Origin of the sequence: Gemmatimonas sp., from assembly GCF_027531815.1 — a bacterium.
Classification (GTDB): Bacteria; Gemmatimonadota; Gemmatimonadetes; order Gemmatimonadales; family Gemmatimonadaceae; genus Gemmatimonas.
This window is the reverse complement of record NZ_JAPZSK010000007.1, coordinates 31,036-58,017: the sequence shown is the minus strand read 5'-3', so window position 1 is coordinate 58,017 and position 26,982 is coordinate 31,036. Positions and strand designations below refer to the sequence as shown.

The 26,982-nt window shown below is 67.1% G+C and carries 23 protein-coding genes and 4 tRNA genes; 7 read left to right on the top strand and 20 right to left on the bottom strand.

Going from position 1 to position 26,982, the window contains the following annotated elements; translation table 11 throughout:
- Positions 1-35: 35 nt before the first annotated feature.
- A complete protein-coding gene (gene rpsG / locus O9271_RS10985; protein WP_291263175.1) occupies positions 36-506 on the bottom strand; it encodes a 30S ribosomal protein S7 in 471 nt (156 codons plus the stop codon).
- The gene (gene rpsL, locus O9271_RS10980) at positions 503-913 is read right to left on the bottom strand and encodes a 30S ribosomal protein S12 (protein WP_291263176.1); all 411 of its coding nucleotides are present in this window, start codon (positions 911-913) and stop codon (positions 503-505) included. Before rpsL ends, rpsG begins: the two co-directional genes overlap by 4 nt.
- A gap of 255 nt (positions 914-1,168) precedes the next feature.
- Here rpsL and O9271_RS10975 point away from each other — a divergent pair, with 255 nt between their 5' ends.
- From O9271_RS10975 to O9271_RS10965, 3 genes are all read left to right on the top strand, one after another.
- Positions 1,169-1,978, top strand: coding sequence for an alpha/beta fold hydrolase (locus O9271_RS10975; protein WP_298269460.1), 810 nt, complete (start codon positions 1,169-1,171; stop codon positions 1,976-1,978).
- Between the two features lie 363 nt (positions 1,979-2,341).
- A complete protein-coding gene (locus O9271_RS10970; RefSeq protein ID WP_298269457.1) occupies positions 2,342-3,586 on the top strand; it encodes an ACS family MFS transporter in 1,245 nt (414 codons plus the stop codon).
- Between the two features lie 104 nt (positions 3,587-3,690).
- Complete coding sequence (locus O9271_RS10965) at positions 3,691-4,587, top strand: alpha/beta fold hydrolase (RefSeq protein WP_298269454.1); 897 nt, start codon at positions 3,691-3,693, stop codon at positions 4,585-4,587.
- A gap of 24 nt (positions 4,588-4,611) precedes the next feature.
- Here O9271_RS10965 and O9271_RS10960 read toward each other — a convergent pair whose 3' ends face one another.
- Positions 4,612-5,058, bottom strand: a complete 447-nt coding sequence (locus O9271_RS10960; protein ID WP_298269452.1) for a winged helix-turn-helix transcriptional regulator — start codon at positions 5,056-5,058, stop codon at positions 4,612-4,614.
- Between the two features lie 213 nt (positions 5,059-5,271).
- Between O9271_RS10960 and O9271_RS10955 the strand changes: the two genes are divergently transcribed.
- Complete coding sequence (locus O9271_RS10955) at positions 5,272-5,931, top strand: NAD(P)-binding domain-containing protein (RefSeq protein WP_343213901.1); 660 nt, start codon at positions 5,272-5,274, stop codon at positions 5,929-5,931.
- 11 nt (positions 5,932-5,942) lie between these two features.
- On the opposite strand, the gene O9271_RS10950 is transcribed toward O9271_RS10955, so the two are convergent.
- Positions 5,943-6,950, bottom strand: coding sequence for a PHB depolymerase family esterase (locus O9271_RS10950; protein WP_298269451.1), 1,008 nt, complete (start codon positions 6,948-6,950; stop codon positions 5,943-5,945).
- Positions 6,951-7,153: 203 nt separating this feature from the next.
- Here O9271_RS10950 and O9271_RS10945 point away from each other — a divergent pair, with 203 nt between their 5' ends.
- The gene (locus tag O9271_RS10945; protein ID WP_298269449.1) at positions 7,154-8,011 is read left to right on the top strand and encodes a sterol desaturase family protein; all 858 of its coding nucleotides are present in this window, start codon (positions 7,154-7,156) and stop codon (positions 8,009-8,011) included.
- Positions 8,012-8,183: 172 nt separating this feature from the next.
- On the top strand, positions 8,184-10,082 hold the full coding sequence (locus tag O9271_RS10940) for a serine/threonine-protein kinase (RefSeq protein WP_298269446.1): 1,899 nt from the start codon (positions 8,184-8,186) through the stop codon (positions 10,080-10,082).
- A gap of 90 nt (positions 10,083-10,172) precedes the next feature.
- Here O9271_RS10940 and O9271_RS10935 read toward each other — a convergent pair whose 3' ends face one another.
- The 15 genes from O9271_RS10935 to cysS all read right to left on the bottom strand — a co-directional run bounded on the left by O9271_RS10935 (position 10,173) and on the right by cysS (position 25,448).
- Positions 10,173-10,559 carry a four helix bundle protein gene (locus O9271_RS10935; RefSeq protein WP_298269445.1) on the bottom strand — a complete coding sequence of 129 codons (387 nt, stop codon included), beginning with the start codon at positions 10,557-10,559 and terminating at the stop codon, positions 10,173-10,175.
- A 232-nt stretch (positions 10,560-10,791) separates the two neighbouring features.
- On the bottom strand, positions 10,792-15,108 hold the full coding sequence (gene rpoC, locus O9271_RS10930; protein WP_298269443.1) for a DNA-directed RNA polymerase subunit beta': 4,317 nt from the start codon (positions 15,106-15,108) through the stop codon (positions 10,792-10,794).
- Between the two features lie 3 nt (positions 15,109-15,111).
- Positions 15,112-19,680, bottom strand: a complete 4,569-nt coding sequence (gene rpoB, locus O9271_RS10925) for a DNA-directed RNA polymerase subunit beta (RefSeq protein ID WP_298269636.1) — start codon at positions 19,678-19,680, stop codon at positions 15,112-15,114.
- Positions 19,681-19,872: 192 nt separating this feature from the next.
- Entirely contained in the window at positions 19,873-20,244 is a 372-nt protein-coding gene (gene rplL / locus O9271_RS10920) for a 50S ribosomal protein L7/L12 (protein WP_343213900.1), read from the bottom strand.
- Positions 20,245-20,328: 84 nt separating this feature from the next.
- Positions 20,329-20,832 carry a 50S ribosomal protein L10 gene (gene rplJ, locus O9271_RS10915; protein WP_298269437.1) on the bottom strand — a complete coding sequence of 168 codons (504 nt, stop codon included), beginning with the start codon at positions 20,830-20,832 and terminating at the stop codon, positions 20,329-20,331.
- Between the two features lie 15 nt (positions 20,833-20,847).
- Positions 20,848-21,537: a 50S ribosomal protein L1 gene (gene rplA / locus O9271_RS10910; RefSeq protein WP_298269435.1), complete on the bottom strand. Its 690-nt coding sequence runs from the start codon at positions 21,535-21,537 to the stop codon at positions 20,848-20,850.
- A gap of 5 nt (positions 21,538-21,542) precedes the next feature.
- The gene (gene rplK / locus O9271_RS10905) at positions 21,543-21,965 is read right to left on the bottom strand and encodes a 50S ribosomal protein L11 (protein ID WP_298269432.1); all 423 of its coding nucleotides are present in this window, start codon (positions 21,963-21,965) and stop codon (positions 21,543-21,545) included.
- 165 nt (positions 21,966-22,130) lie between these two features.
- The gene (gene nusG / locus O9271_RS10900; RefSeq protein WP_298269429.1) at positions 22,131-22,688 is read right to left on the bottom strand and encodes a transcription termination/antitermination protein NusG; all 558 of its coding nucleotides are present in this window, start codon (positions 22,686-22,688) and stop codon (positions 22,131-22,133) included.
- A 10-nt stretch (positions 22,689-22,698) separates the two neighbouring features.
- The gene (gene secE / locus O9271_RS10895) at positions 22,699-22,932 is read right to left on the bottom strand and encodes a preprotein translocase subunit SecE (RefSeq protein WP_298269426.1); all 234 of its coding nucleotides are present in this window, start codon (positions 22,930-22,932) and stop codon (positions 22,699-22,701) included.
- A 3-nt stretch (positions 22,933-22,935) separates the two neighbouring features.
- Positions 22,936-23,088 carry a 50S ribosomal protein L33 gene (gene rpmG, locus O9271_RS10890; RefSeq protein ID WP_291164129.1) on the bottom strand — a complete coding sequence of 51 codons (153 nt, stop codon included), beginning with the start codon at positions 23,086-23,088 and terminating at the stop codon, positions 22,936-22,938.
- Positions 23,089-23,557: 469 nt separating this feature from the next.
- Positions 23,558-23,630: transfer RNA gene (locus O9271_RS10885), tRNA-Thr, on the bottom strand.
- A gap of 21 nt (positions 23,631-23,651) precedes the next feature.
- Positions 23,652-23,724: transfer RNA gene (locus tag O9271_RS10880), tRNA-Gly, on the bottom strand.
- Positions 23,725-23,766: 42 nt separating this feature from the next.
- A tRNA-Tyr gene (locus O9271_RS10875) sits at positions 23,767-23,849 on the bottom strand.
- Between the two features lie 34 nt (positions 23,850-23,883).
- Positions 23,884-23,956 (bottom strand) — tRNA-Thr (locus O9271_RS10870).
- Between the two features lie 85 nt (positions 23,957-24,041).
- Positions 24,042-25,448: a cysteine--tRNA ligase gene (cysS, locus tag O9271_RS10865; protein ID WP_298269424.1), complete on the bottom strand. Its 1,407-nt coding sequence runs from the start codon at positions 25,446-25,448 to the stop codon at positions 24,042-24,044.
- A 118-nt stretch (positions 25,449-25,566) separates the two neighbouring features.
- Between cysS and O9271_RS10860 the strand changes: the two genes are divergently transcribed.
- The gene (locus O9271_RS10860) at positions 25,567-26,187 is read left to right on the top strand and encodes a hypothetical protein (RefSeq protein WP_298269421.1); all 621 of its coding nucleotides are present in this window, start codon (positions 25,567-25,569) and stop codon (positions 26,185-26,187) included.
- 90 nt (positions 26,188-26,277) lie between these two features.
- Here the strand turns inward: O9271_RS10860 and O9271_RS10855 are convergent, their stop codons facing one another.
- On the bottom strand, positions 26,278-26,901 hold the full coding sequence (locus O9271_RS10855) for a hypothetical protein (protein ID WP_298269418.1): 624 nt from the start codon (positions 26,899-26,901) through the stop codon (positions 26,278-26,280).
- Positions 26,902-26,982 lie beyond the last annotated feature (81 nt).

Genomic DNA, 26,982 nt, shown 5'->3' with positions numbered 1-26,982 from the left:
CGACCGGCCGGCTGGTTGTCGCGTGTCGCGACCGTTTACCAGCGGTAGTGGGCAAACGCCTTGTTGGCTTCGGCCATACGGTGCGTGTCTTCCTTCTTCTTCACCGCGTTGCCTTCGCCGCGGGCGGCAGCCAGCACTTCGGCAGCCAGCTTTTCGGGCATGCTCTTCTCGTTGCGATCACGCGAATACGAGATGAGCCAGCGCATGGCGAGCGCAGTCCGCCGGTCCTGACGGACTTCGACCGGCACCTGGTAGGTGGCACCACCGACGCGGCGGCTCTTCACCTCGACCACCGGCTTGAGGTTGTTCAGCGCCTGCTTGAACACCCCGACCCCCGGCTGGCTGGTCTTCGCCTCGACGATGTCCATGGCCGAGTAGAAGATGCCTTCGGCAGTGCTCTTCTTGCCCTGGATCATCAAGTTGTTGATGAACTTCGAGACGGTCTGGCTGTCGTAGCGTGCATCAGGCAGCACGGTACGCTTCACGGCACTCTTGCGACGGCTCACTTCTTCTTACCTCCGGCGGCGGCAGCCGCCGCACCCTTCTTGGGACGCTTGGTGCCGTACTTGGAACGGCTCTGATTACGGCCGTTGACGCCCGATGCGTCGAGCGTACCACGCACGATGTGGTAACGCACACCCGGGAGGTCCTTCACACGACCGCCGCGCACGAGCACGATGGAGTGCTCCTGAAGGTTGTGGCCTTCGCCGGGGATGTAGGCCGTGACTTCGAGCTGGTTCGTGAGACGAACACGCGCAACCTTGCGCAGCGCCGAGTTGGGCTTCTTGGGCGTCGTGGTGTAGACGCGGGTGCACACGCCACGCTTGAACGGATTACTCTTGAGCGCGGGCGCCTTGGACTTCTCCACCACGTCCTTTCGGGCGCGGCGGACCAGCTGGTTGATCGTAGGCATCAGATGTTGGTGGCCCGACGGCTGGTCGGCCGACGGGGAGTTCGTACTCCGACTTCTACGTGGATCGTTGCCCGAGGTGCAGCTACGGACGACGGCACGGAACGGAATCTTGAGCTTAAGCTGGCAGGGGCAGTGGAGCAAGTGGCGACGGCGGCGATTCGGCGCAACACGTCCACGCCCTTCGGTGTGCAACTTGCCGTGGCGGCCAGTACGGTTCCTGTTCCAGATCACCACGATCACCCCAAATGCCGACCCATGGAACGGACGATGCGCACGGTCGCCCTGTCGACCGGCCCCCTTGCCTACGTGGAGCAGGGGGCGGGCCCCCCGCTCGTGCTGCTGCACGCCAACCCCGGCGACCGCCGCGACTATGACGCGGTGATCCCGACGCTGGCCGCGCGGTTCCGCGTGATGGCGCTGGATTGGCCGGGGTATGGGGAGTCGATGGCGCCGGCAGACGTGGAGGCGGTCTCCATCCCATGGCTGGTGGAGGTGCTCCGGGAGTTCCTCGATGCGCTGGCGCTCTCGTCCGTGATTCTCGTGGGCAACTCCATCGGTGGCACCGTCGCGGCGCGACTCGCGCTCGCGTCCCCCGAACGGGTGCAGGCGCTGGTGCTCGTGGCGCCTGGCGGGTTCACGCCGCACACGTGGCTGACGCGGCGTTTCTGCGCGTGGCAGGGGAGTCGCTGGTCGTTACCCCCGGCGCTCTTCGCGCGCCTGTATCTGCATCGTCGTACCCCTACCGTGCGGGCGATGCTGGACCGGGCCGCCACCATCCAGTCGACGCCCACGCGCCGCGCGCTCAACCGCGCCCTCTGGCGGCGCTTCGTGCTCCCCGAGAGCGACCTGCGCGAGGCGGCGCGTGCATGCTCGACCCCGACGCTGCTGCTCTTCGGCACGCGCGATCCAACGATTCCGGCCGCGCGCGACGGCGCCGTCGCGGCGCGCACGGTTCCCGGGGCCAGGTTTGTGGCACTCCCCTGCGGCCATGCGCCGTTCGCCGAATTGCCGGACCGGTTCCTCGCGGAGGTGGAGGCATTTCTCTCCCCTGGCGTGGAGGGATAGCATCCATGGACGGTCCATCACGCGTGGCAACAGCCCCAACGCCCCCACCCCACTCTCCCGTGGACCACCCACGGCCCTGAGGCACGCCGCCGCCCTGGTCGCCAGTCCTGGGCGGCTCCCCGACAGGCCGGTGTGGTCGGGCGGCGCATCCCCACCGGTTCGAGCGCCGGATCGACAGCGCATTGCCGCTGCTGGTGGCGGCGCGCACCCTCGTGATGGCCGGCCCGGCGATCGGCTGCGGACACCGCCGCGTATCGCCATCGCGATTCGTGCGGTACACTTACCGACAGATCTGGACTCGATCACGGTGCTGAGTCGGATGAACCGACGACCACCATCCCCCCCGCGCCGCTTGCGCCCGAGATGACGGACAGGACTGCCGCCCCCACCACTCGCTGGCCGGTATCCCGGACGGTGGTTCTGCTCTGTTTCGCGGCGGTCTTCATCTCCTACCTCGACCGCAGCAACCTGTCGGTGGCGGCCATCCCCATGCAGCAGGAGTTGGGATGGACCGAGTCGGTGAAGGGGCTGGTGTTGTCATCGTTCTTCGTCGGCTACCTGCTGCTGCAGGTCGGAAGCGGCTGGCTCACCAACCGGTACGGCGGACGGCGCGTGCTGGGAGCGGCGGTGCTCTGGTGGTCGCTCTTCACCCTGCTGACCCCGCTGGCGGCGCGCTACTCGCTCCCCGCGCTGCTGGCCGCGCGCATTGCCCTGGGCATCGGCGAGGCCGCGGTGTTTCCGGGTTCCTTCAACATGCTGGCGCGGTGGGTTCGCCTCGAGCATCGGACCCGCGCCGTGGCGCTCGTCAGCAGCGGCGTGGCCATGGGAACGGTCATTGCACTCCCGGTAACCGGGTGGATCATTCGGGACTTCGGATGGCCCATGGCGTTCTATGCCTTCGGCGCGCTCGGCTTTCTGTGGGCCATGGGGTGGTACCCGCTCGTCCGCGAGGGGCGCGACCCGGCCATGACGGACCCCGCCGACGCGGCCCCCCGTACCGTTCCCTGGGGGCGCCTCCTGCGCGCCCCGGCCGTGTGGGCCATCATCATCAATCACTTCTGCCACAACTGGTCGCTGTACGTGCTGCTGGCGTGGCTGCCGTCGTACTTCAAGTCCACGTTCGATGTGTCGCTGGCCAGCGCCGGACTGCTGTCGGCGGCACCCTGGCTCTGCTCGTTCGCGATGGCCAATGCGGCCGGGGCGTGGGCCGACCGCATGCTCACCGCCGGGATGTCCGCCACTCGCGTGCGCCGGCGCCTCCAGTGCCTTGGTTTGCTCGGCGGTGCCACCTTCCTGTCGCTCATTCCGCTGGCTCCATCGGCGGCGATCGCCACGGTGCTCATGTGCGGCGCCGCGGGGGCGTTGGCCTGCTGCATGGCGGGGTTCGGTGCCAATGGCCTGGACATCGCCCCGCGCTACGCCGACGTGATCTGGGGGATCAGCAACACGGCGGGGACGATCCCCGGAATCGTCGGCGTGTATGTCACCGGATGGCTGGTGGAGCAGACCGGTGCCTATACGGCCCCCTTCCTCGTCACGGCGGCCATCTCGGTGGGGGGGGCCGTGGTCTACGTCCTCATGGGATCCGGCGAGCGGCAGTTCGACTGACCGGACCCACCGCACCAGCGATCGAACGCGGCGCCAGCGCGCCGAATGCGCTGCGCGCCTCCTCGTCGTGCCGCTTCGACGGACTTCGGCGTACCTCGCTCCCCATGGCCTCCGACCTGATCGCCTCCGAACTCGTAGTGCCCGCTGCCGACGGCTATCCGCTCGGGGTGACCCACGTCGCCCCGTCCGGGCCGGCACAGGGGCGTCTGATCGTCGCCGGCGCGACGGGTGTGCCGCAGCGCTTCTACGCGCGCTTCGCCCGGTTCGCCGCCGCGCAGGGGATCGCGGTGTGGATGTTGGACTATCGTGGCGTCGGCGCCTCGCGCCCCGCGTCGCTGCGCGACTTCCGCATGAACTACCTCGATTGGGCCCGTCTCGATCTGGCGGCCCTGCTGGACCATGTCGACGGGCGCGGTGATGGTCCACTCTGGTTGGTGGGGCATTCCTTCGGCGGCCACGCGATCGGGCTGCTGCCCGGGCACGAGCGGATCCAGCGGGTGGTCACGTTCGCCACCGGCGCAGGGTGGCACGGCTGGATGCCGCCACTGGAGCGACTGCGCGTGCAGTTCCTGTGGCGCGTGATGGGACCATTGCTGGTGAGCGCCACCGGGTATCTGGCGTGGAGTCGGCTGGGGCTCGGCGAAGATCTGCCACGCGATCTCTTCCACCAGTGGCGCCGATGGTGCCGGTGGCCGCGCTACTTCTTCGAGGACCCGGAGCTCCCCGGACTGGCCGAGCAGTTCGCGGAGGTCCGCATGCCCATTCGCGCGGTGAACGCCCTCGACGACCACTGGGCACCCCCCGCCTCACGGGATGCCTTCATGGCCCAGTACCGGAATGCTCCGGTCGACGCGGTCACGCTCGATCCGCGCAAGCTCGGCCTCCGCAACATCGGCCACATGGGCTACTTCCGTCCGCAGGCCTTGGCACTGTGGGTGGACACGCTGGCGTGGCTGCGCGGCCTCGGCACGGACGCGACGTCCGCTGTCACACGTCCATAAGGACAGGTGACCGGCACGCTCGCGTCACGCGGGTGGCCGATCGATGCGGGACCAGCAGTACGGATGCTGGTCCCGCTGCCCCTCGTGATCGAGCACCGCGCAGGTCTTCTCGGCCGCCGTGCATGACCGGTGATGGTCGCGCCCGATGTGGAACCACACCACATCCACCTGCGTGTCGGCGTGCGCCAGCATCAGCGCCTTGAGTTCCCCATGGGTCGCGCTGCCACACGCCTCGAAATCGGACGCCGCGAGTGGGCGCACGTGCAGCGTGGGGCCATCGAGCGTGGGCTGCCGGCCGGGATCGCGTGCCGTGCCATACGCGGCGTCCCAGCTCCGGAGCCCGTTGATGGGCGGGAGTGCCGATTGGCCGAGCATGGTGCTGGCGTAGTCCTCGCGCGGCGGAACAGCCGCGTGCACGCTACGGGTGATGAGCTCCGCCCCGTCGAGTTCGCCGAGCTGCGGGGAGCGCATGGTGTGCGTCAGAGGACTTCCGGCATGCATACCTCCCCGAAGGATCCCGGGAGGGTGGCGGTCACGCGTGAACGCCGGCGCTGGTCCTCCGACGCGCGACTTACCTGCCGGGAAGTCTATGTCGAAAAGGTGCGTACTGTCGCGGGAAATCCAATTGGCGTAGGCTTGCCATGACAGCAGCCGAGGTCCGGAGCGACCGCGGCGCGGCGAGCCATCGAGGCGCCCGGTCGGACACTCGCGGGCCTGGCGCGTACCCAGCACGAGGGACTCATGAAGATCGCGATCATCGGTGCCGGCCGCGTGGGCACCACACTCGGCACGCAGTTCCAGCGCGCCGGTCACCACGTCGTCTACGGTGCGCGCACGCCGGATAGTCCCAAGTACGCCGGGATCGGCACCGTGGCCACCATCAGCGACGCGGCGGCGGCGGCGGACGTCGTCGTGCTCACCACGCCGTGGGCTGGGGCGCAGGAGGCGCTCGAGGGCGCCGGCGATCTCACGGGCAAGGTCCTCGTGGATGCCACCAATCCCATCGGACCAGGGATGGTGCTCACGCACGGCACCACCGACTCCGGCGCGGAGCAGGTGGCGCGGTGGGTGCCGGGCGCACGGGTCGTGAAGGCGTTCAACGCCATCGGCATGGAGGTGATGGCGAACCCCGTCTTTGCCAACGGCCGATCGGTGCTCTGGATGAGCGGAGATGATGCGGACGCGTGCGCACAGGTGGCCGAGCTGGCGACGAGCATCGGCTTCGAGCCGGTGCGCCTCGGGCCGCTGGCCCGGGCGCGTTTTCAGGAGCCGGCGGCGCTCGTGTGGATCACCGCCAGCGCGACCCTCGGGCGGGAGTTCTCGTGGGGGATCCTGCGACGATAGGCGCGCGGACCCTACGGCAGCCGCGCCTTGAAGAACGCCCACACCACCTCGGCGAACTCCACATCCCGATTCTGCGTGCCGGTGGCCGGGTTGCTGGCCGAGAACACGGTACGACTGGGTACCGCGTGCCCTGCCCCATCGAGGCGCCACCACTGCACGGGGGTCGCGCCGGCATAATCGAACCGATTGGCGGGGCCGGTGTCGGCGGTGCTTGAGTCGATCACGGCGGTCGTGGGCGTGGCGGCGGCGAGCCCGTTGATGGCGAGCCAGCGGTCGCGCGTGGCGAGCGCGGAGATCACGCGTCCCCGATTGCAGGCGCCGCCAATATCGGCCACGCAGCCGCCATTCCACGGCATCTGCGGGTCACCGCTCCCGTGCAGCAGCAGGATGGGGAGGGGGCGCGTGGGGCCGGAGGTGCAGCGGCCCGGCTTCGGGGTCACGGGCAGACTGCCGGCGCCGGTGGCGACGGCACCCACGAGATCGGCACGCTGGAACGCGAACGCGTGCGTCATCTGGGCGCCGTTCGATCCGCCGCTCATGAACATGCGTGATGTGGTCAGCCCGTACTCGCCGCGCACCCGTTCCACGAGCGCCGCCAGGAAGCCGATGTCGTCGGCATTGCTCTCGACCGTGTTGTCGGCCCGGCAGTCGACCCACCCCGGCAGGCGCTGGGCATCGTTCGCGGGCAGGCCCCCGGGGTACACCACCACGAATCCTTCACGGTCCGCCACGGTGCGGAAGACCGAGAGCGGGTGCCGGCCGAGGATCGCCACATCGAGCCCTTCGCCCCCGCCGCCATGCAGGACGAACACGACCGCCTTCGGGGTCGTGAGCCCCGCCGGCACATGCACGCGATACTGGCGCGTCACCCCACCGACCACGAGGGTCTGGTCGGTCATTTGCCCCACAGGATACGGCGGCGTTGATGGCGTGGGGCGGGTTGCGTCGGGCTCGGTGGCCGCACTGGAGCAGGCGGACAGGATGGTGCCGAGGAGGAGGGCGGCAAGGATCGGTCGCATTGGCGGAAAGAGACGAGGGACGTCGCGGCGTGCGGGTATCGCTCCGTAAGACGACCGACTGGTGGAGTTGTTAGGGGGATCGTCGAACGGCACGAGGTCCGGGCGATTTTCTCATGCGTGCCTCGTACGGCATGATCGGATCAATGGGACGCGGAGGGGCCGAGCTCTGGACAGCGCGAAGCACCCGGGGAATGTTCCGGGGCATGGACGGACTCGTCGCCTACTTCACCACCATTCCCAGCAGCCACCGCTCACTTATTCTCGCGGGCGGCATCGCGTTCTTCTGGCTCTGGGAACTGGCGGCCCCGCTCGACCGGCGGCCCTACGCCAAGGGGCGTCACGCGCTGGTGAACATCTTCTTCACCGGCACGACAATCGTCGTCAACTTCGCGCTCGCGTTTCTGCTGCTGCGCACGTCGGCGTGGGCAGAAGCGGCCGGGGTGGGGCTGCTGCCGTGGCTCGCCGCCCTGCCACTCGCCATGCAGGCTCTCATCGGGCTCCTCGTCCTCGATCTCGTGGGGGCGTGGCTGCCGCATTTCGTCGAGCACAAGACGCCGCTGCTCTGGCGTCTCCATCTCGTCCACCACTCGGACCGCCACGTTGACACGACGACCGCCAACCGCCACCACCCCGGCGAGAGCGTTGTCCGCTTCGTGTTCACGCTGGTCGCGGTGGCGATCACCGGCGCCCCGATGTGGCTCGTGTTCCTGTATCAGAGCCTGAGCGTGGTGCTCAGCCAGTTCAACCACGCGAACATCGCGCTCCCTGCCGCGCTCGACCGGGCCCTGTCGTGGGTCGTCGTGTCTCCCGACATGCACAAGGTTCATCATCACTACGTGCTGCCGCACACGGACTCCAACTACGGTAACGTCTTCGCGGTGTGGGACCGGCTCTTCGGCACGTTCATGACGATCGACCGGTCGCGCCTCGTCTACGGCATCGATACCCATTTTGACGAGCGCGAGCACACCACCGCCCGGGCCCTGCTCACGATGCCGCTGCGCAAGGGCACACGGCGCCTGGAGGCGCTGCCGTCGCGGGTCTCTCGCGGAATCCCGTAGCCGCGCACCACACATGGCTCCGGGCATCGTGGCGGGCGTTTCCGGCCGCGATCCTTGCTCCCCGGCGCCCCATGGCACCACGACCACCCCGGCGGTGTCGTAACCAACGGGGCTGACGAGCGTAGACTGGAGGTGACCATGATGACGCCGCATCCATCGGGAAACGACCGCCGTGACTGATTTTCTGGAGCGCCTGCAGCGCGCCTTGGCCCCCGGGTTCCACATCGACCGGGAACTCGGCGGCGCCGGCATGTCGCGGGTATTCGTGGCGACCGAACGGGCCCTCAACCGGACGGTGGTCGTGAAGGTGCTGCCGCCGGAGCTCGCGGCGGGCGTGAATGTGGAACGCTTCCGCCGCGAGATCCAGCTGGCGGCGCAGTTGCAGCACCCGCATATCGTGCCACTCATTGCCGCGGGCGATGACCACGGGCTGCTCTGGTTTTCCATGCCCTACATCGAGGGGGAGTCGCTTCGTGGCACCCTTGCCCGCCACGGGCGGCTCTCGCCACGCGACGTGGTGCGCATCCTGCACGATGTGGTCGACGCCCTCGCCTACGCCCACGGACGGGGCGTGGTGCACCGGGATATCAAGCCCGACAACATCCTCACGTCGGGTATGCACGCACTGGTCACCGATTTCGGGGTCGCCAAGGCGCTGAGCGCCTCGGGGCCGGGGCACAGCGGCACGAGCACCGGCCTGGCGATCGGCACCCCAGCCTACATGGCGCCTGAGCAGCTGGCGGCCGACCCGGCCGCCGACCATCGCGTGGACCTCTACGCCGTGGGGCTGTTGGCCTACGAGCTGCTCACCGGCAAGGGCCCGTTCAGCGGTTCCTCACCGCAGGCCACCTTGGCGGCCCAACTGACGGTCATGCCGGAGCCACCGCATCGCACGGTGAGCGACATCCCCGAGCCGCTGTCTCGGCTCATCATGCACTGTCTCGCCAAGGACGCCGCCAAGCGCCCCCAGACGGCGCAGGCGCTCCTTGCCACCCTCGAGGCGCTCCCACCCATGCCGGGACAGACGCTCGGCGTGCGCGGGCCCTCCAGCGTATTTGCCAGAGCCCGGCGTGCCCGCGCCCTTGGCGCGGCGGGCGCCGTGGCCTTGCTTGGCGCCCTGCTCTGGGCCGTCGTGCCCGACCGCACGCCTCCACGTGGCGTGGCGGACGCGCTGGAGGCGCGTGACGCCGGACCGGGCGGCCGCACCGGGACGCCCCTCACCGCACCGACCGAGCCGACAGGCGGCGTGCAGACCGACTCCAGCGCGGCGCTTCGCCTTGCCGATGAGGCGGCGATGGAGGCGGTGACGCCGTTCGTGATCACCCGTGCCGAATCGCTGGCGATTGCGGCAGCCGTGACCAAGCGCCAGCGCAGCGCCGAGCCCCGCGGGGCGGCGCCAACGGCGCCAGCCGGCGACAGCACCCGGATCGATCGCGCGCTGCTGCTCGCTGAGGTGGGCCGCATCTTCGCCGACTCCATGACCCGTGCGATCAGGGAGATGGAGGTCACGCTGGCCAGCGCGCCGCGCTTCGTGCGTCCGGAGATGCCGCCGGCCGATGCGGGGAGTGGCGGACGGTCGTTGGTGTTCGACGCCCGCAGCGCCTCGCGCCCGAACATGCCCGTCGCGCCGCTCATGGCGCCACCTGCCGATGGCCGCCTGCGCGTCGTGGTGGCCGCCTTCACCAATGCCACGGGCAAGCGTGAAGTGAGCGCGCTGGCACGGAGCGCGGCCAGCGAACTGCGCGAGGCCATCCCGGCGGATCGGTTCGAGGTGGTACCGGCTGACCTGACCGAACGGGCCACCCGCACGCTCCCCGACAAGATGTCGGTGGGCTGGGCGCTGCGCGCCGATTATGTCGTCAGCGGGTGGCTCATTGCCCGCGGCGATTCGGTGGCGATGGTGACGATGCTGACCGACGTGCGCAGTGGTCGCTTCACGCGCGCGCTGGAAACCGTGACCACCGCCGACGCGACCAGCATGGAGCAGGCCCGCAAGCAGATGAGCGTGTGGCTGGACACGGCGGCAACCATCGCCGCGCGCCGACGCACCGCGGAGACGGTGAGACGGTGAGATCGGAGCGGTGAGCAGGAGAGCAGAATGGGTGAGAGGGAGAGGGCAGCCTGGATCGCGGTGAGAGGTCAGCGGGCCAGCGGTGAGAGCTCAGGGGGGTGCGGCCTTGTCTCGCCTGCCCATGACATGCTTCCGGAAGCCGTACGACATCTTTCTGATCTCGACCACTTCGTCGATCAGCACATCGTAGTCGTCCGGGATCGCGTTGAGTGCACGCGCGAGGCGCAGTTGAAGCTCGACCTCGTTGCACGAACCTATTGCCGTCGTACAGAACGATGCCGTTCTCGAGGGCGACTGATACCCGGCACCTTCCGCCAGGTTGAGCGCAATGGAGTTGACCGCCCTCAGCAGCTGGTTGCGCATGCCGGGTGACACTCGCGCCATCGACTCGTGGCATCGGTCCGCGAGTCGATGCACATCTACGGAGAGCGCGAAGGCGCGCTGCACTACCTGAAGCGCATGAGGGTTGTGTGCCATGCGCCACGATAGGCGAGCAGCCCCGAAGGTGCGTCATCCGAATCCCACGCCTCGTGCCAATCCTACGCACTCAATTCTCACCGCGGGGACACTCAACTCTCACCGCGATCCGGGCTCACCTCTCCCTCTCAGGTCGCAAATCTCTCGCTCCCGTCTCGGGTCTCACGTCGCCAGAGGCAGCAACGAAACGCGGGGCGGGCCAGAAGGCCCGCCCCGCGTTTCGTTGCTCTGTTTACTCGTCCGGCATCGTGAACGCCGACGGTTCGAAGCTCGGCAGCAGCGCATCGAAATTGGGCTCGATCGCGTCCGGCAGCGGCTCCGGCTCGGGGAGCGCATCGCTCTCAACGTCCACTTCCTGGTAGCGGTACATGCCCGTACCGGCCGGGATGAGGTGACCGATGATGATGTTCTCCTTGAGCCCCAGCAGGTCGTCGCGCGAGCCACGAATGGCCGCGTCGGTGAGGACGCGCGTGGTCTCCTGGAAGGAGGCCGCCGACACGAACGACTGCGTGGTGAGCGAGGCCTTCGTGATACCGAGCAGCAGGGGCTCCGCCGTGGCCGGCGTGATCTTCCGCTTCTTGGCGTCCTCGTTCGTCTCGCGGAAGACCGCGCGATCGACATGCTCGCCCTCGAGCATCTCGGTGTCGCCCGACTCCACGATACGCACCTTCTGCAACATCTGCTTGACGATCACGCCGATGTGCTTGTCGTTGATCTTCACGCCCTGCAGGCGGTAGACCTCCTGCACTTCGTTCAGGAGGTATTCCTGCACGGCGCGCGGCCCCTTGATGCGGAGAATGTCGTGCGGGTTGACCGGGCCCTCGCTGATGCGGTCGCCGGCGCGCACGCGGTCGCCCTCGTGCACGCGCAGGTGCTTGCCGGACGGCACTTCGTACACCTGCTCCGCCTGGCTTTCGTCCACCTGCCACACGCCGCGGTCGATGACCGCCGGGCGCACGAACACCTCGCGCTTGCCGCGCTTGATCTCGCCGAACCGCACGAACCCGTCCACCTCGGAGATCGTCGCCGGGTCCTTCGGCCGGCGCGCCTCGAAGAGCTCGGCCACGCGCGGCAGACCACCCGTGATGTCGCGAGTCTTGTACGCCTCGCGGCTGATCTTGGCCAGAATGGTGCCCGCCTTGATCTCCTCGCCGTCCTCGATCGTGATCACGGCGCCCACGGGCAGGATGAAGTCGCGCACGCGCTTCTCCTTGCCGCCCTTGTTCTGCCAGATCTCGATGTGCGGGTGCAGCTTCTTTTCGCGGTCTTCGATCACGACGCGCTGACGGAGACCCGTGAGTTCGTCGAGCTCCTCGGCCAGCGATTCGTCTTCCACGAGGTCCACGAAGCGCACGGTTCCCTCGACGTCCGCGATGATCGGATTCGAGTACGGGTCCCACGTGAACACCGTGTCTTCCTTCTTCACGGCCTGGCCGTCCTCGACCATGAGGTACGCGCCGAGCGGCACCTGCAGGCGCGCCTCGATCGCCGCGTTCTTGTCGGCCGACGCCTTGATGATGAGCTCGCCCTCGTACGACGTCACGACCTTCTGGCCGTCCGGGTTGACGACGGTCACGAGACGGTCGCCGAACTCGATGACACCGGCCTTCTTGGTCTTGCGCGCCGTCTGCTCGGCGATACGCGCTGCCGTTCCACCCACGTGGAAGGTGCGGAGCGTCAGCTGCGTTCCCGGTTCGCCGATCGACTGCGCGGCAATGATGCCCACCGCCTCGCCCAGATCCACCATCTGCATGGTGGCCAGGTTGCGGCCGTAGCACATGCGGCAGAGGCCGCGCTTGGCTTCGCAGGTGAGCACGGAACGGATCTTCACCGTTTCGATGCCCGCGTCCTCGATGCCCTGCGCCGTTTCCTCCGAAATGAGCGAGCCCGCCTCGACGAGCAGGCGCGGACGCCCCGCCTCATCGCGTTCCATCGGATCGTACACATCCTCGGCCGCCACGTTGCCGACGAGACGCTCGGCGAGCGGCTCGATCACGTCTTCGCCTTCCTTCAGCGCTGCCGTATCGATGCCCAGGATCGTGCCGCAATCCTCCTCGGCAATCGTCATGTCCTGGGCCACGTCCACCAGACGACGCGTGAGGTACCCGGCGTCGGCCGTCTTGAGCGCCGTGTCCGCGAGACCCTTACGCGCACCGTGTGTGGACGAGAAGTACTCGAGCACCGACAGCCCTTCACGGAAGTTCGACTTGATCGGGTTTTCGATGATTTCGCCGATACCACCCGTGAGCTTCTTCTGCGGCTTCGCCATGAGGCCGCGCATACCCGCCAGCTGACGGATCTGGTCGCGGCTACCACGAGAACCGGAGTCGAACATCATGAACACCGGGTTGAACCCGCCCTGCGACTCGCGCATGGTCTTCACCATGGCGTCGGCAATGTCGGTGTTCGCGTGCGTCCACGTGTCGATGACCTTGTTGTAGCGTTCACCGTTCGTGATGTTGCCCGTCGCGTAGGCGCGCTGGAAGCGCTCTACGCGCTCCGACGCCTCGGTGAGCAGGACCTGCTTCTCCTTGGGAATGTGCAGGTCTTCGATGCCGATGGAGACGCCGCCGCGCGTCGCGTTGCGGAAGCCGAACTCCTTGAGACGGTCAAGCATGGCCACCGTTTCCGCGAGCCCCGCCGAGCGGTAGCTCTCGAACACGAGTTCCCCGAGCGCCTTCTTCTTCATGTCCTTGTTCAGGAACGGCAGCGCCTTCGGGACGATGCCGTTGAACATGACACGCCCGGCGGTGGTGCCAATCCACTCCGAGCCCGACTCGGTTTCCAGGCGCCAGCGGATCGGCGTCTGGTAGTTGGCCCGACCGTTGGCGATCGCCATTTCCACTTCCGACGAGCTGGCGTAGGCCGGCAGCGTCTTCACGAAATTGGGATCTTCCTTCTTCTTGTCGAAGTCGGCCGACGGCGCCTTGGTGGCGACGTAGCAGCCAAGCACGATGTCCTGCGACGGCTCGGCCACCGGACGGCCGTCCGAGGGCTTGAGGATGTTGTTCGAGGAGAGCATGAGCACGCGCGCCTCGATCTGCGCCTCGAACGACAGCGGCACGTGCACGGCCATCTGGTCACCGTCGAAGTCGGCGTTGAACGCCGTCGTTACGAGCGGGTGAATACGAATGGCCTTGCCTTCCACCAGCACCGGCTCGAACGCCTGAATGCCCAGACGGTGGAGCGTGGGGGCGCGGTTGAGCAGCACGGGGTGGTCCTTGATGATGCCTTCCAGCACCTCGTAGACCATCGCGTTCTCGCGCTCCACGATCTTCTTGGCGCGCTTCACCGTCTCCGCCTCGCCGCTCTCCACCAGCTTGTGGATGATGAACGGCTTGAAGAGCTCGAGCGCCATGGCCTTGGGCAGGCCGCACTGGTGCAGCTTGAGCTCCGGTCCCACGACGATGACCGAACGGCCCGAGTAGTCCACGCGCTTGCCGAGCAGGTTCTGACGGAACCGGCCCTGCTTGCCCTTGAGCATGTCGGAGAGCGACTTGAGCGGGCGCTTGCCGCGGCCACGGATGGCCTTCGAGCGGCGCCCGTTGTCGAACAGCGCGTCGACCGCTTCCTGCAGCATGCGCTTCTCGTTGCGCAGGATGACTTCCGGCGCACGGTGCGAGATGAGCTTCTGCAGGCGGTTGTTGCGATTGATGACGCGGCGGTACAGGTCGTTCAGGTCCGACGTCGCGAAGCGGCCGCCATCGAGCGGCACGAGCGGACGGAGGTCGGGCGGGATGACCGGGATGACGTCGAGGATCATCCACTCCGGACGGTTGCGGATTTCGCCGCCCTCGCCCGACGTGCGGAAGGCATCGACGATCTTGAGACGCTTGAGCATCTGCTTCTTGCGATGCTGGCTCGTCTCGCCCACCACGGAGCCCCGCAGCTCCTCGGCCGTCTTGTCGACGTCGAGGCGCTTGAGCAGTTCACGCACGGCCGGCGCGCCGATGTCGCACTGGAACGCCGTGTCACCCTCGGCCTTGGCCTTCTGGCGCAGCGTGAGGTACTCGTCTTCGTCGAGCAGTTGGCGCTCACGCACCTCCTGATTGCCCGGCTCAATGACGATGTAGTTGCTGTAGTAGATCACCTTCTCGAGGTCACGCAGCGTGACGTCGAGCAGGTTGCCCATGGGGCTCGGCAGGGTCTTGAAGAACCAGATGTGCGCAACCGGCACGGCCAGTTCGATATGACCCATGCGCTCGCGCCGCACCTTGCTGAGCGTGACTTCCACGCCGCAGCGGTCGCAGATCACGCCGCGGTAGCGGATGCGCTTGTACTTGCCGCAATGGCATTCCCAGTCCTTTACGGGACCGAAGATGCGCTCGCAGAACAGGCCGTCCTTCTCGGGCTTGAAGGAGCGGTAATTGATGGTTTCGGGCTTCGTGACTTCGCCCCACGACCACCAGGTGCGCAAGCCGGCCATCTCCAACCGCTCGCGCTCCTTGGGGTCCTTCGGGCCGCGGATCTCTTCCGGAGAAGCGATGCGGACCGACATGTAGTCGAACGCCGACGCGCGGGCTTCGCGCGAGCTGCGGAAATCGATCATGCGTTACTCCTCCCCGCCGTTACTGTTGCCGCCGGCATCGATGAGCTCCACGCCGGTGCCATCGCTGGCCCCGAGCGTCACCTTGATGCCCAGCGCCTGGAGTTCCTTCACGAGCACGTTGAACGACTCCGGGATGCCCGGTTCGGGCAGGTTCTGCCCCTTCACGATCGCCTCGTAGACACGGCTGCGGCCGTTCACGTCGTCGGACTTGACCGTGAGGATTTCCTGCAGCGTGTGCGCCGCGCCGTACGCCTCCAGCGCCCACACCTCCATTTCTCCAAAGCGCTGACCACCGAACTGCGCCTTGCCCGCCAGCGGCTGCTGCGTGACGAGGGAGTAGGGTCCGATGGAGCGTGCATGGATCTTGTCGTCCACGAGGTGCGACAGCTTCAGCATGTAGATCTCCCCCACCGTGACCGGCGAGGTGAAGAACTCTCCGGTGCGTCCGTCGCGCAGCTTGGCCTTGCCCGTGGGCGTGAGGCCGGCCAGGCGAATGAGCTCCGCCGCGGCCGCGTCCACATCGCTTTCCCCGGCCAGCAGGGCCGCCAGCGCGGGCTGGCCGATCCGACGCAACGTATCGGCCGGCGACAGCGCCGCCTCGGCCTCCAGGCTGGCAATGGCCGCCGCGGCCGACGCCGCGGTGGCATCGCCCGGCAACTCGTCACCGGCCCGGTGCACGGCGATCGCCGCCTGCACCGCCGCCGTTTCGCGCTCCGCCAGCGTGCGCGCCGCCGCGGTCACGAAGCCCTTCACCTTGCTGAACAGCGCCTTCGTCTCGGGGCTCATCCCCTTGGCGTTGAAGTCGTTCAGATTGGCGTCGGCCAGCAGCTCCACCTTGTCCGGCAGACGGCGGTCCGGCTTGATGTCGGCCAGCAGCGCCTTCACTTCGGCCGGCGTGGCGTCGCTGGCCGCCTCACCCAGCACCAGCGTTTCGCGCGCCCACCGCAGCCCGGCCAGCTTCAGCAGCAGGCCGATTTCGCGTTCGTTCGCCCCTTCGAACACCGGCGTCTTCGCGTAGAAGTTGAGCAGCTTCGCGGCCCACCCGAGGTGGGTCTCCAGGATCTGCCCCACGTTCATGCGCGACGGCACGCCCAGCGGGTTGAGCACGATGTCCACCGGACGACCGTTCGGCAGGAACGGCATGTCTTCCTCGGGGACGATACGCGCCACGATACCCTTGTTGCCGTGACGGCCGGCCATCTTGTCACCCACCGAGATCTTGCGCTTCTCGGCCAGGTAGACCTTCACCAGCTGAATCACGCCCGGCGGCAGTTCGTCGGGCTGCAGGATGCGGTCGATGCGCTCTTCCGCCCGCTCCTCGATGCGGCTCTTCTCCTCGTTCGCGGCGTCGATGATCTCGCGCACGCGCTCGTTGGCCGCCTTCTTCTCCACCCGGAACGTCTTGAGGTCGAGCGTCGCGAAGCGGAGGCCGGCGAGCATCTCCGCGGTGAGCACGGTCCCGGCCGGGATCGCCTCTTCCACGGTGCCCGCCTTGAGCGCCAGCTGGATCGTTTCGCCCGTGAGCAGCGTCGCCAGCTCGGCGTCGCGCACCTCGTTGACGCGGATCTTCTCCTCGCCCTCGAGGCGGCGCACTTCACCGATGCGCTCACCGCGATCCTTCTCCACCACCTGATCTTCCACGCGCGAGAAGATCTTGACGTCGATCACGGTGCCTTCCATGCCGGGCGGCACCTTGAGCGAGCTGTCCTTCACGTCCTTCGCCTTCTCACCGAAGATGGCCGTGAGCAGCTTCTCTTCCGGCGACAGCTCGGTTTCGCCCTTCGGCGTGATCTTGCCGACGAGGATATCCCCGGGCTTCACCTGCGCGCCGATCCGCACGATGCCGCGCTCGTCGAGGTCGACCAGCGACTCCTCGGCGACGTTCGGAATTTCGCGCGTGATCTCTTCCTGCCCGCGCTTCGTATCGCGCACGTGCAGTTCGAGCTCCTGGATGTGGATCGACGAGAACACGTCGAACTTGACCAGGCGCTCGGAGAGCACGATGGCATCTTCGAAGTTGTGGCCGTACCAGGGCATGAAGGCCACGGTGACGTTGCGGCCGAGCGCCAGCTGCCCCATTTCGGTGGCGGCGCCGTCGGCGAGCACTTCGCCCTTCGCGACCTGCTGTCCCATCGTGACCAGCGGGCGCTGGTTGATGGCCGTGTCCTGGTTGGTACGCCAGTACTTCTTGAGCTTGTAGCGATCGAGCTGGCCCAGCCGCGCCAGCGGTCGGTCGGTTTCCACGTTCCCGGCGATGAGCCCTGCGTCCACGATGATCTCGTCGGCGGTGACGCTCGTGACGATCCCCGCCCGGCGCGCGATGATCACCGCGCCGGAGTCCACGGCCACCGTGGCCTCGAGGCCCGTGCCCACCAGCGGCGTGGCCGGGTTGAGCAGCGGCACGGCCTGGCGTTGCATGTTCGAGCCCATGAGCGCGCGGTTGGCGTCGTCGTGCTCGAGGAACGGAATCAGCGCCGCGGCAATGGACACCAGCTGCTCCGGCGCCACGTCCATGTAGTCGATGTCCGTGGGCGGCACGAGCGGCAGGTCACCGCGCTTGCGCGACAGCACCAGCCCGTCGACGAAGGTACCGTCGGGATTGAGCTTCGAGTTGGCCTGCGCGATGATCGCGTCTTCCTCGCGGTTCGCGTCGAGCCACACGATCTCGCCGGTCACGCGCCCATCCTTCACGATGCGGTACGGGGTCTCGATGAAGCCGAGATCGTTCACGCGGGCGAAGCAGGCGAGCGACGTGATGAGGCCGATGTTCGGACCTTCCGGCGTCTCGATGGGGCACATGCGCCCGTACTGCGAATAGTGCACGTCACGGACTTCGAAGCCGGCGCGCTCGCGCGTGAGGCCGCCCGGTCCGAGCGCCGACAGACGCCGCTTGTGCGTCAGCTCGGCGAGCGGGTTGGTCTGGTCCATGAACTGCGACAGCTGCGACGACCCGAAGAACGCCTGGATGACGGCCGACACCGTGCGGGCGTTGACGAGGTCATCGAGCGAGATCTTCTCGGGGTCGGTGTTGATCGACATGCGCTCCTTGACCAGGCGCGCCATGCGCGAGAGGCCGACGGAGAACTGGTTCGCGATCAGCTCGCCCACCGAGCGGATGCGGCGGTTGCCCAGCTGATCGATGTCGTCCACATCGCCGCGACCCTCGTGCAGCTCGACGAGCTGGCGCATGATCTCCACGAAGTCTTCCTTCGTGAGGACCGTGGTGCTCATGGGCGTGTTGAGGCGCAGGCGCTGGTTGATCTTGTAGCGGCCCACGCGCCCGAGGTCATAGCGCTTGGGCGAGAAGAACAGGCGCTCGAGCGCCTGCTTGGCCGTTTCGCGATTGGGTGCGTCACCCGGGCGCAGCAGCGCGTAGATCTGCTTGAGTGCCTCTTCTTCGTGCTTGGTCGGATCCTTGGCCAGCGTGTTCTTGATGAGCGTCGACTCGGCGCGGCCGGAGGCGACGAACACGAACACCTTCACGATGTCCGCCTTGCGGATCTTCTTGATGACGGCGTCGGTGAGGGCCGTGTCCTTGTCGGCCACGACTTCACCGGTGTCGGCGTCGATCACGTCGCGGGCCAGGGTGCGGCGCACTTCGCGCTCTCCCCGGTCGATCGCGTCCTGTTCGTCGCGCAGGTCGATCTGGGTGTACGAGGCGAAGACCTTGATCTTCTTGACGCCCTGGCGCACAAGGCGATTGAGCACCTCTTCGGTGAGCTCATCGCCCTCGCGCACGAGCAGCGCCGCTTCGTTGCGCTCACGTTCGGCCTTGGCCTTCTTGGTCTTCGGCTTCGGCGCATCCTCGGCGGTGACTTCACCCTCGAGCGTGATGTCCTCGGCGATGATGGCGCCGAGCACTTCACGGATGTCGTTGCGCGTTTCGCGCTTCTTCATGAGGTCGAGCTCGCGCTCGGCGAAGAAGAGCCGCAGGATGTCGCGGTTTTCGCCGTAGCCGAAGGCCCGGAGCAGCGCCGTGGCGGGGAACTTCTTTTTCTTGTCGATGTGGACGTAGATCACGTCGTGGATGTCCACGGTGAACTCGACCCACGAACCGCGGAACGGAATGATCCGCGACGACAGCAGACGCTGGCCGTTGGGGTGCGTGCTCTCCTCGAACACCACGCCCGGCGAGCGATGCAGCTGCGAGACAATGACGCGCTCGGCGCCATTGATGACGAAGGTGCCGAGCTCGGTGAGGAGCGGCAGTTCACCGAGATAGACTTCCTTCTCGATGATGTTCCGGGGACGCTTGCCGTCGCCGGTATCCTCGAAAATGACGAGCTGGAGGGTGGCCTTGAGTGGGGCCGAGTAAGTCATGTCGCGCTCGATGCATTCGGCGACCGTGTACTTGGGCTCACCCAGCGAGTACCGCACGAATTCCAGCGAGAAGTTCTCGTGGACATCCGTGATCGGGAACAGGTCCTTGAAGACGCGCTCGAGGCCGACGTCCTCGCGCTCCTGCTGCGCGGCATCCAGTTGCAGCAGCGACTCGAAGGCGCGCGTCTGGATGTCCAGCAGGTGGGGCATGTCCATGCCCGTCTCGAGCTTCGCGAACGAGATCTGGTTCATCATATCCTTAAGGGGCTCACCCTCTGGCGGGGCGCGCGGTCCCGGGGAGGCCGTTCGGCCGCCCGGGGGCGCAAAGCGCTCCGTCCCCGACGGCTCCGGTCACTTTTTCGTGACCGGAGCCCCCGGGGCGGAGCGTTACAACGGCGGAACTACAGGGTGTCGACGTAAGCCGGTGGCTGGAGGGCCGACGGATTACTTGACTTCGACGCCAGCGCCTTCGGCCTCGAGCTTGGCCTTGATCTGCGCGGCTTCGTCCTTCGACACATTTTCCTTCAGCGTCTTGGGCGCGCCGTCGACCAGGTCCTTCGCTTCCTTCAGGCCCAGGCCGGTGAGCTCGCGCACCACCTTGATGACCTGGATCTTCTTCGCGCCGGCTTCCTTGAGGATGACGGTGAATTCGGTCTGCTCTTCAGCCGCCGGAGCCGCCGCCGCCGCGCCGCCGCCGCCGCCCGCCGCCACGGCGGCGATGGTGACGTTGAACTTCGTCTTGAACGCTTCGATGAGATCGGAGAGCTCGATGACGCTCATCGCGCCGATCGCGTCGAGGATCTCGTCCTTGCTCAGGGTCGTGTTAGCCATGGTAAAACGTTCTCCGTGAATGTCCCCCAGGGGTCCTGGGGCGTGTAATCAGGCGTACGCCTGGGGAACTCAGTTGGAGCCTTCGAGCTGCGCCTTACGGGCGTCGAGGGCGAGGGCGAACATCATCGGGATGCTGTTGAGGTAGCCGGCGAAGATCGAGAGCGCCTCTTCGCGGTTCGGCAGCGAGGCCAGCTTCTTGACCATCGCCTCGTCGACCGCATTGCCCTCGTAGATGCCACCCTTCACGGCGGGCTTCTGGTCGTTCTCCTTCGCAAAGTCGGAGAGAACCTTGGCTGCCGTGATGGCATCCTTCGCCACCACCACCCCCGTCGGGCCCTTCAGGCGCTGCGCCACCAGTCCGCTTTCGTTCACGGCCCGGAGCGCCAGCGTGTTCTTGATCACGACGTACTCGACACCGGCCTTGCGGAACCGGCGACGGAGCTCCGTCATGCGCTTCACGTTCAGCCCCGTGAAGTCGGTATAGTAGAGCGCCTGCGCGCCTTCCATCGACGCCTTCAGGCTGTCCACCAGGATCTGCTTGTCGGCCTTCTTGGCCTTCGGCTTGGCTTTCATGGTTGCGTCTCCCTCTTACCGGAACGGCGTGGTGTCGATGGTGACGCCAGGACCCATGGAGCTGGAGATCGCGACGTTGCGGATGTACACACCCTTCGCAGCCGCCGGCTTGGCGCGCACGATGGTGTCCAGCAGCGCAGTGAAGTTGGACTCGAGCTGCTCGGGGGTGAACGACACCTTGCCGATGGGCGCGTGCACATTGCCGCCCTTGTCGACGCGGAACTCGATCTTGCCGCCCTTCGACTCGCGCACCGCCTTCGCCACGTCGAACGTGACCGTGCCGGCCTTCGGATTCGGCATGAGGCCACGCGGACCGAGCACGCGACCGAGCTGGCCCAACTGGCCCATCTGGTCGGGGGTCGCGATCAGCACGTCAAAGTCGAGCCAGCCGTCCTTGATCTTCTGCAGGAACTCGGTGCCCACGAAGTCGGCGCCGGCGTCCTGCGCTTCCTGCACCTTGGCCCCAGCGGCGATGACAAGCACGCGCATCGTCTTGCCCGTACCAGCCGGCAACACGACGGTGCCACGGACCACCTGGTCGGCATGACGCGGATCGACGCCGAGGCGGATCGCCACTTCGACGGTCTCGTCGAACTTGGCGAACGCCATGCCCTTCACCAGCGCGATCGCCTGCTTCGAGTCGTACGCCTTGGCCTGGTCGCGCCGCTCACTCGCCGCGCGGTACTTCTTTCCATGCGTGTTCATGCGACTCAGTCCTTGACCGTGATGCCCATGGACCGCGCGGCCCCGGCGATCATCGCCACGGCGCTCTCCATGCTCTCACAATTGAGGTCGGGCATCTTCGTGGTCGCAATCTTCTCGAGCTGCGCCCGCGTGATCGTTCCCACCTTTACCTTGTTCGGCTGACCCGAGCCCTTGTCCACGCCGATCTCCTTCTTGATGAGCTCCGCCGCCGGCGGAGTCTTCAGAATGAAGGTGAACGACTTGTCCGCGTAGATCGTGACCTCGACGGGAATGATCATATCCCCGCCCTGCGTGCGAGCGTTGAACTCCTTGCAGAACCCCATGATGTTGATACCCTGGGGACCGAGGGCCGTACCTACCGGGGGCGCCGGGTTCGCCTTGCCGCTCGGAATCTGCAGCTTGACGAATCCAGTGACCTTCTTGGCCATGCGACTTCCTCATCGCGAGTTCCGCCGCGGGACCATCCCGCAACGGTCTAGCTGCCACGTTGTTTTGCGCCGAGTGGTGGCGGCGTCCGGCAACAACAGTCCGAAGTTCCGAGTGATGAGTTTTCAGTACTCAATGACTTGGAACTCACAACTCGAGACTGCTTCTCAGTACCCGCGCAGCTGCAGGTAATCCAGCTCCACGCTCGTCGGCCGACCGAACAGGCTCACCGACACCCGCACCTTGCCCTTGTCCGGCAGGATCTCCTCGACCGTCCCGTTGAAGTCCGCGAACGGACCTTCCGTGATGGCCACTGCCTGCCCCACGAGGAACGGAATCTCCTCGCGCACCGGGCCCTCGTCGGCCGGATCCGCCTGCCCCAGCAACCGACGCACTTCGTCGTCGCGCAGCGGCATGGGATCGCGATCCTTGCCCACGAACTTGATGACACCCTGAATAGCGTTGATCTCGTGCAGCGTATCCTGCGACGCCACCATCTCCACGAGCACGTACCCCGGGAAGATCTTCCGCTCCACCGCCACCTTCTTGCCGTTCTTGATTTCCACGACTTCCTGCGTCGGCACGAGCGCCTGACGAATCAGGCGATCCTCGGGCTGCGCCGGATCCATGTCGATCTTGCGCTGGATCAGACGCTGCACCTTGTTCTCGTGGCCGGACGTCGTCTGAATGGCGTACCAGCGGTGCTCGAGCATCGACACGGACATGGGCATCACGTCAGCGACCGAAAAGCATGGACGGCAGGCGGACGAGCGCAAACTGCAGCGCCACGTCCACCAGGCCGATGAGCGCTCCAAGAATCAGCACGAAGATGATGATCTGGACGGTCGCCGACTGCAGCTGCGGGCGATCCGGCCACGTCACCTTCTTCATCTCGGCGATCACGTCATGGTAGAACGTGACCAGCCGCGTGCCGAGCCCCGGACGGGAAACCTCGACGGGTGCCGTCATGGCTTACTTGGTTTCCTTGTGGAGCTGATGCTTGTTGCAGCGCGGGCAGTACTTCTTCCACTCCACGCGTTCCGGATGAAGACGCTTGTTCTTCATCGTGAAGTAGTTGCGGTTCTTACACTCGGTGCACCCGAGGATGATCTTCTCGCGCGGCATATCCCGGCTCCGTCACAGCTCTTCGAAAATTCCCGATAGTTCGGACCCACCTCCGGCTTTCACCGAAGTGGGGTGAGCCTTGCAACGTAGTAGCGCCGGACGCCCCCCGCAAGTCACGCGCCCAAGCTATCCACACCGAGCGGTCCAAGTATGCAAGTGTCGGTAGAGCAGCACCTTACCGGTCTGCAGCCCCACCCGAATCGCTCCCGAACAGACAGTCAATAGCGACCAACCCCCGGCGCGGGGACCACCGGCACCACCTGTCTCGTCATCGACGACCGCCACACGCGCAGGAGTCTCGCGGGCCACGTGCACCATGACTCACCGGCAGAGGTGGCGGCCGCTCAGCACGCGCGACGCCATGAGCCGCCCCAAGCCCATTCGCACGGACGCGTTTGTCACGGCCGGCGCAAACGCCAGTGCCCCCGTCGCGCTCCTGGCGACGGGGGCACTGATGGCCTCTGAAAAGAGCTCACGACCGGGATCGAACCGGTGACCTCATCCTTACCAAGGATGTGCTCTGCCGACTGAGCTACGTGAGCGTCCTGCACCTTCACCAACAGAGCGGGAGACGGGGCTCGAACCCGCGACATCAAGCTTGGAAGGCTTGCGCTCTACCAGCTGAGCTACTCCCGCGTGCTTACGGTGCTACCCGCCACTGCGCCGGCGGTCCTGCCATGGTGGGGGAAGGATTCGAACCTTCGAAGGCTTGCGCCGTCAGATTTACAGTCTGATCTCGTTGGCCACTTGAGTACCCCACCCAAGTTCCGCCGGCCGCCGCGCGAGTACCGCGAAAGCTGACGAGGGGGCTCGAACCCCTGACCTGCTGATTACAAATCAGCTGCTCTACCAACTGAGCTACGTCAGCAGAAAGGACCCGAACTCCCAGAGACCCCAATGCTAATGGGGCGAGGTGCCGCGCGGTAGCTCCCCCGCCCCAGTCGCCGCGACCGTCAGCCGCGTCGCCAGCGCGTCCCGCCCGGGCCATCCTCGATGAGGATGCCCCGCGCCGTGAGCTCGGCGCGCACCTGGTCGGCGGCAGCAAAATCCCGACGCTCCCGGGCCGCGCGACGGGCGGCCAGGCGCTCCTCCACCCAGGCCGCCAGCTCGCTTTCCGTATCCTGCTCAGGGACGAGATCGAGCACCGAATCCATGAGGCGGAACGCCGCCCGCGCCCGTTCCAGCGCGGCCCCGTCCGTTCCCCCGGCGTCGAGCTCCCGGTTGGCCTCGGTGATGAAGGTGAACAGCGCCGCCATGGCCTCGGGGGCGTTGAGGTCGTCGAAGAGGGCGTCGAGAAACGCCTTCTCCGCCCGTGTGGCCGCAGCGGCGAGTGGCGGGGTGGCACCGGTCGCCTCGGCCAGACGCCTGGCAAAGGCCCCAATGCGGTTCACCGCCGCCCGCGACTGCTCGAGCGAGTCCTCGCCCAGATTGAGCTGCTTGCGGTAGTGTGCGCTGAACACGAAGTGCCGGTAGGCGGTCCCGCTGATCCCCTGCTCCCGCAACTCCACCACGTTGGCCACGTTGCCGACCCGCTTGGCCATCTTGGCGCCATCGGTGAGCAGGAACTCCCCGTGGCACCAGCAGCGCGCGAACTGCTTGCCGGTGGCCGCTTCGCTCTGGGCGATTTCGTCCTCGTGATGCGGGAAAATGAGGTCGATGCCCCCGGCGTGGAGGTCGAACGTCTCGCCGAGGTACTTCATGGCCATCGCCGAGCACTCCAGGTGCCAGCCGGGACGACCGCGCCCCCAGGGCGAGTCCCAAGCGGCCCCGGTGGCCTCGTCCTCGGGCTTGGCCGCCTTCCAGAGCGCAAAGTCCTGGGCGTTTTCCTTGGCGTACTCGTCTTGCGCCACCCGCGCCCCGCTCTTCACCTCGCGCTTGTCGAGCTGCGAGAGCTTCCCGTAATCGGCGAACTGGTCGATCGCGAAATACACCGACCCGTCGTCGGCCACGTAGGCCACGCCGTTGGCCACCAGCCGCTCGACCAGCGCGATCATTTCCGGGATGTGCTCTGTGGCCTTGGGGTACCGCTCGGCGTCCTCGATCCGCAGGTATCGGCGGTCGGTGTGGAAGAGTTCGGTATAGGGTTCGGTGACCTCAAGGATGTGCTGGCCATTCGCCTGCGCCTTGCGGATGATCTTGTCATCCACGTCGGTGAGGTTCATGACCTGCTCCACCTGCCAGCCGGCCAACCGGAACACCCGCCGCAGCAGGTCCTCGAAGAGAAACGTGCGGAAATTGCCGAGGTGGGCCGCGTTGTAGACCGTGGGTCCACACGTGTACATGCGCACCGTCTGTCCATCGGCGGGCGCGAACGGCTCGACGCGGCGCGTGAGCGTGTTGTACAGGCGGAACTCGGGCATTGGCGCAGGTGGCGGAGGCAGAAACCTTGAAACGCGCGGGATCTCCACGCAAAGTAACGCGTTGAATGTAGGGGGCCTGTCACCCCCCTCGGCTCCCCACCCTCGTCCGGTACCGACCATGCGTGCAGCGTCGTTCTCGTCACCGCGTTCATCCCGCGCCCGCTACGCCGCCGTCGTGGCGGCCCTGATCGCCGTGGGCATCACGGCGCGCAGCGGTCGGGCCGCTCAGGTCGTGCTCATGCCGCCCCCCTCCCAGCCGGCGGCACCCGCCGCACCGGCCACCGACTCGTCGACCGGGCAGAACTCCGCGCCGGACAGCACCGCGACCGACTCGCTGGCGGTGCAGGATGCGCTGGCGCCCGCGATGACCGCTGCCCTTCAGCCCGCCGCCCTTGCCGCCGCGGCTCCGGCGCCGGCCGCGCCCGCCGCCTGGCCGGTGGACCCCGTGACGGGGCAGACGCTCATCAACGGGCGCCCGGTCGTGGGCCGCGTCTTCATCATGCAGAAGACCGACGGGACGGTGAAGTACCCCAACGTCGCTGACGTGATCGCGCACGAAGCGCTTGCGCCGCTGCCGCCCGTGGTGGGCACCAGCTACACGCCGGCTCCCATCACCAACCAGCGCCGCATGCGTGGCATGATGGTGCAGAGCACGCTGTGGGACATCGACGCCAAGCGCAGCGCTGTGCGCCACCGCTACTACCCGGCCAGCACCCCGGCCAATCAGCTGGGGCAGTAGGTCCGAGCGGCCTCGCCACCGTTCGTTCGACCGGCGCGCCCGGGGCTTCGGCCTCGGGCGCGCGGCGTTGCCACCACCGCTGGCGACCCATCATTCCCTCAGTGGCATGTCGAACAGGCGTCCGTGGTGCAGACGCATCACCCGGCTCCCCTCCCGGGACAGGGAATACCCGTGCGGTGCCGGTTCGTGCAGCGCGGCGCGAGGCCGTGCGACCGCAGGATCGTCGCCGTGCGCGACGTGCTGGGTTACCAGCACCAGGGCGTCTCCGGCTGTGCGTGCGCGCTGCGCCCACTGCCGCCACTGCTGACGCGTACCGGCGACCTCGGGGCGCCGCCGTGTGGCGCGCAGCAGATACACCACGGCGCGGCCCGGTGATGACGCCGCCTCCTCAGGCGCGCTGCCCCATCCCTCCTGCACCGCCTGCATTGCCTCGAGACTGATGCTGCAGCGCCGGATACGCACCCCCGTGCGAACGAGACGTTCACCAGTGAGGTGCGCGCCCACGGTCAGTGCGCCGTGACCACGCAGCGCGGCCAGCAGCACCGTGGCGCTGGACGGGTCGCGATGGTGCACCACGATGCAGTCGCCCTGCCGCACGCTGAAGTGCACCCGATCGAGGAGCCGCACGCTTGCACGGCACAGCGGGGGAAGCCCCGCCTGCCATTCGGCGGAGGCGTTCACCAGCGACAGCAGCGGACGCGATGCAGAGGTCATGCGTCACGATGCACGATGCACGCGTGGCGTGTGTCATCGAAATCGTGCACACCCTACCTTTGCCACGCGGCGCCACACCAC

Coding starts and splice junctions, on each gene's coding strand:
- rpsL (WP_291263176.1), bottom strand. CDS start 913: ATGCCTACGATCAACCAGCTGGTCCGCCGCGCCCGAAAGGACGTGGTG.
- rplK (WP_298269432.1), bottom strand. CDS start 21,965: ATGGCCAAGAAGGTCACTGGATTCGTCAAGCTGCAGATTCCGAGCGGC.
- O9271_RS10945 (WP_298269449.1), top strand. CDS start 7,154: ATGGACGGACTCGTCGCCTACTTCACCACCATTCCCAGCAGCCACCGC.
- nusG (WP_298269429.1), bottom strand. CDS start 22,688: ATGTCCGTGTCGATGCTCGAGCACCGCTGGTACGCCATTCAGACGACG.
- O9271_RS10960 (WP_298269452.1), bottom strand. CDS start 5,058: ATGCGCTCCCCGCAGCTCGGCGAACTCGACGGGGCGGAGCTCATCACC.
- O9271_RS10935 (WP_298269445.1), bottom strand. CDS start 10,559: ATGGCACACAACCCTCATGCGCTTCAGGTAGTGCAGCGCGCCTTCGCG.
- rpoB (WP_298269636.1), bottom strand. CDS start 19,680: ATGAACCAGATCTCGTTCGCGAAGCTCGAGACGGGCATGGACATGCCC.
- rpmG (WP_291164129.1), bottom strand. CDS start 23,088: ATGCCGCGCGAGAAGATCATCCTCGGGTGCACCGAGTGTAAGAACCGC.
- O9271_RS10965 (WP_298269454.1), top strand. CDS start 3,691: ATGGCCTCCGACCTGATCGCCTCCGAACTCGTAGTGCCCGCTGCCGAC.
- cysS (WP_298269424.1), bottom strand. CDS start 25,448: ATGCCCGAGTTCCGCCTGTACAACACGCTCACGCGCCGCGTCGAGCCG.
- rpoC (WP_298269443.1), bottom strand. CDS start 15,108: ATGATCGATTTCCGCAGCTCGCGCGAAGCCCGCGCGTCGGCGTTCGAC.
- O9271_RS10855 (WP_298269418.1), bottom strand. CDS start 26,901: ATGACCTCTGCATCGCGTCCGCTGCTGTCGCTGGTGAACGCCTCCGCC.
- O9271_RS10860 (WP_298269421.1), top strand. CDS start 25,567: ATGCGTGCAGCGTCGTTCTCGTCACCGCGTTCATCCCGCGCCCGCTAC.
- O9271_RS10975 (WP_298269460.1), top strand. CDS start 1,169: ATGGAACGGACGATGCGCACGGTCGCCCTGTCGACCGGCCCCCTTGCC.
- rplJ (WP_298269437.1), bottom strand. CDS start 20,832: ATGAAAGCCAAGCCGAAGGCCAAGAAGGCCGACAAGCAGATCCTGGTG.
- secE (WP_298269426.1), bottom strand. CDS start 22,932: ATGACGGCACCCGTCGAGGTTTCCCGTCCGGGGCTCGGCACGCGGCTG.
- rplA (WP_298269435.1), bottom strand. CDS start 21,537: ATGAACACGCATGGAAAGAAGTACCGCGCGGCGAGTGAGCGGCGCGAC.
- O9271_RS10970 (WP_298269457.1), top strand. CDS start 2,342: ATGACGGACAGGACTGCCGCCCCCACCACTCGCTGGCCGGTATCCCGG.
- O9271_RS10950 (WP_298269451.1), bottom strand. CDS start 6,950: ATGCGACCGATCCTTGCCGCCCTCCTCCTCGGCACCATCCTGTCCGCC.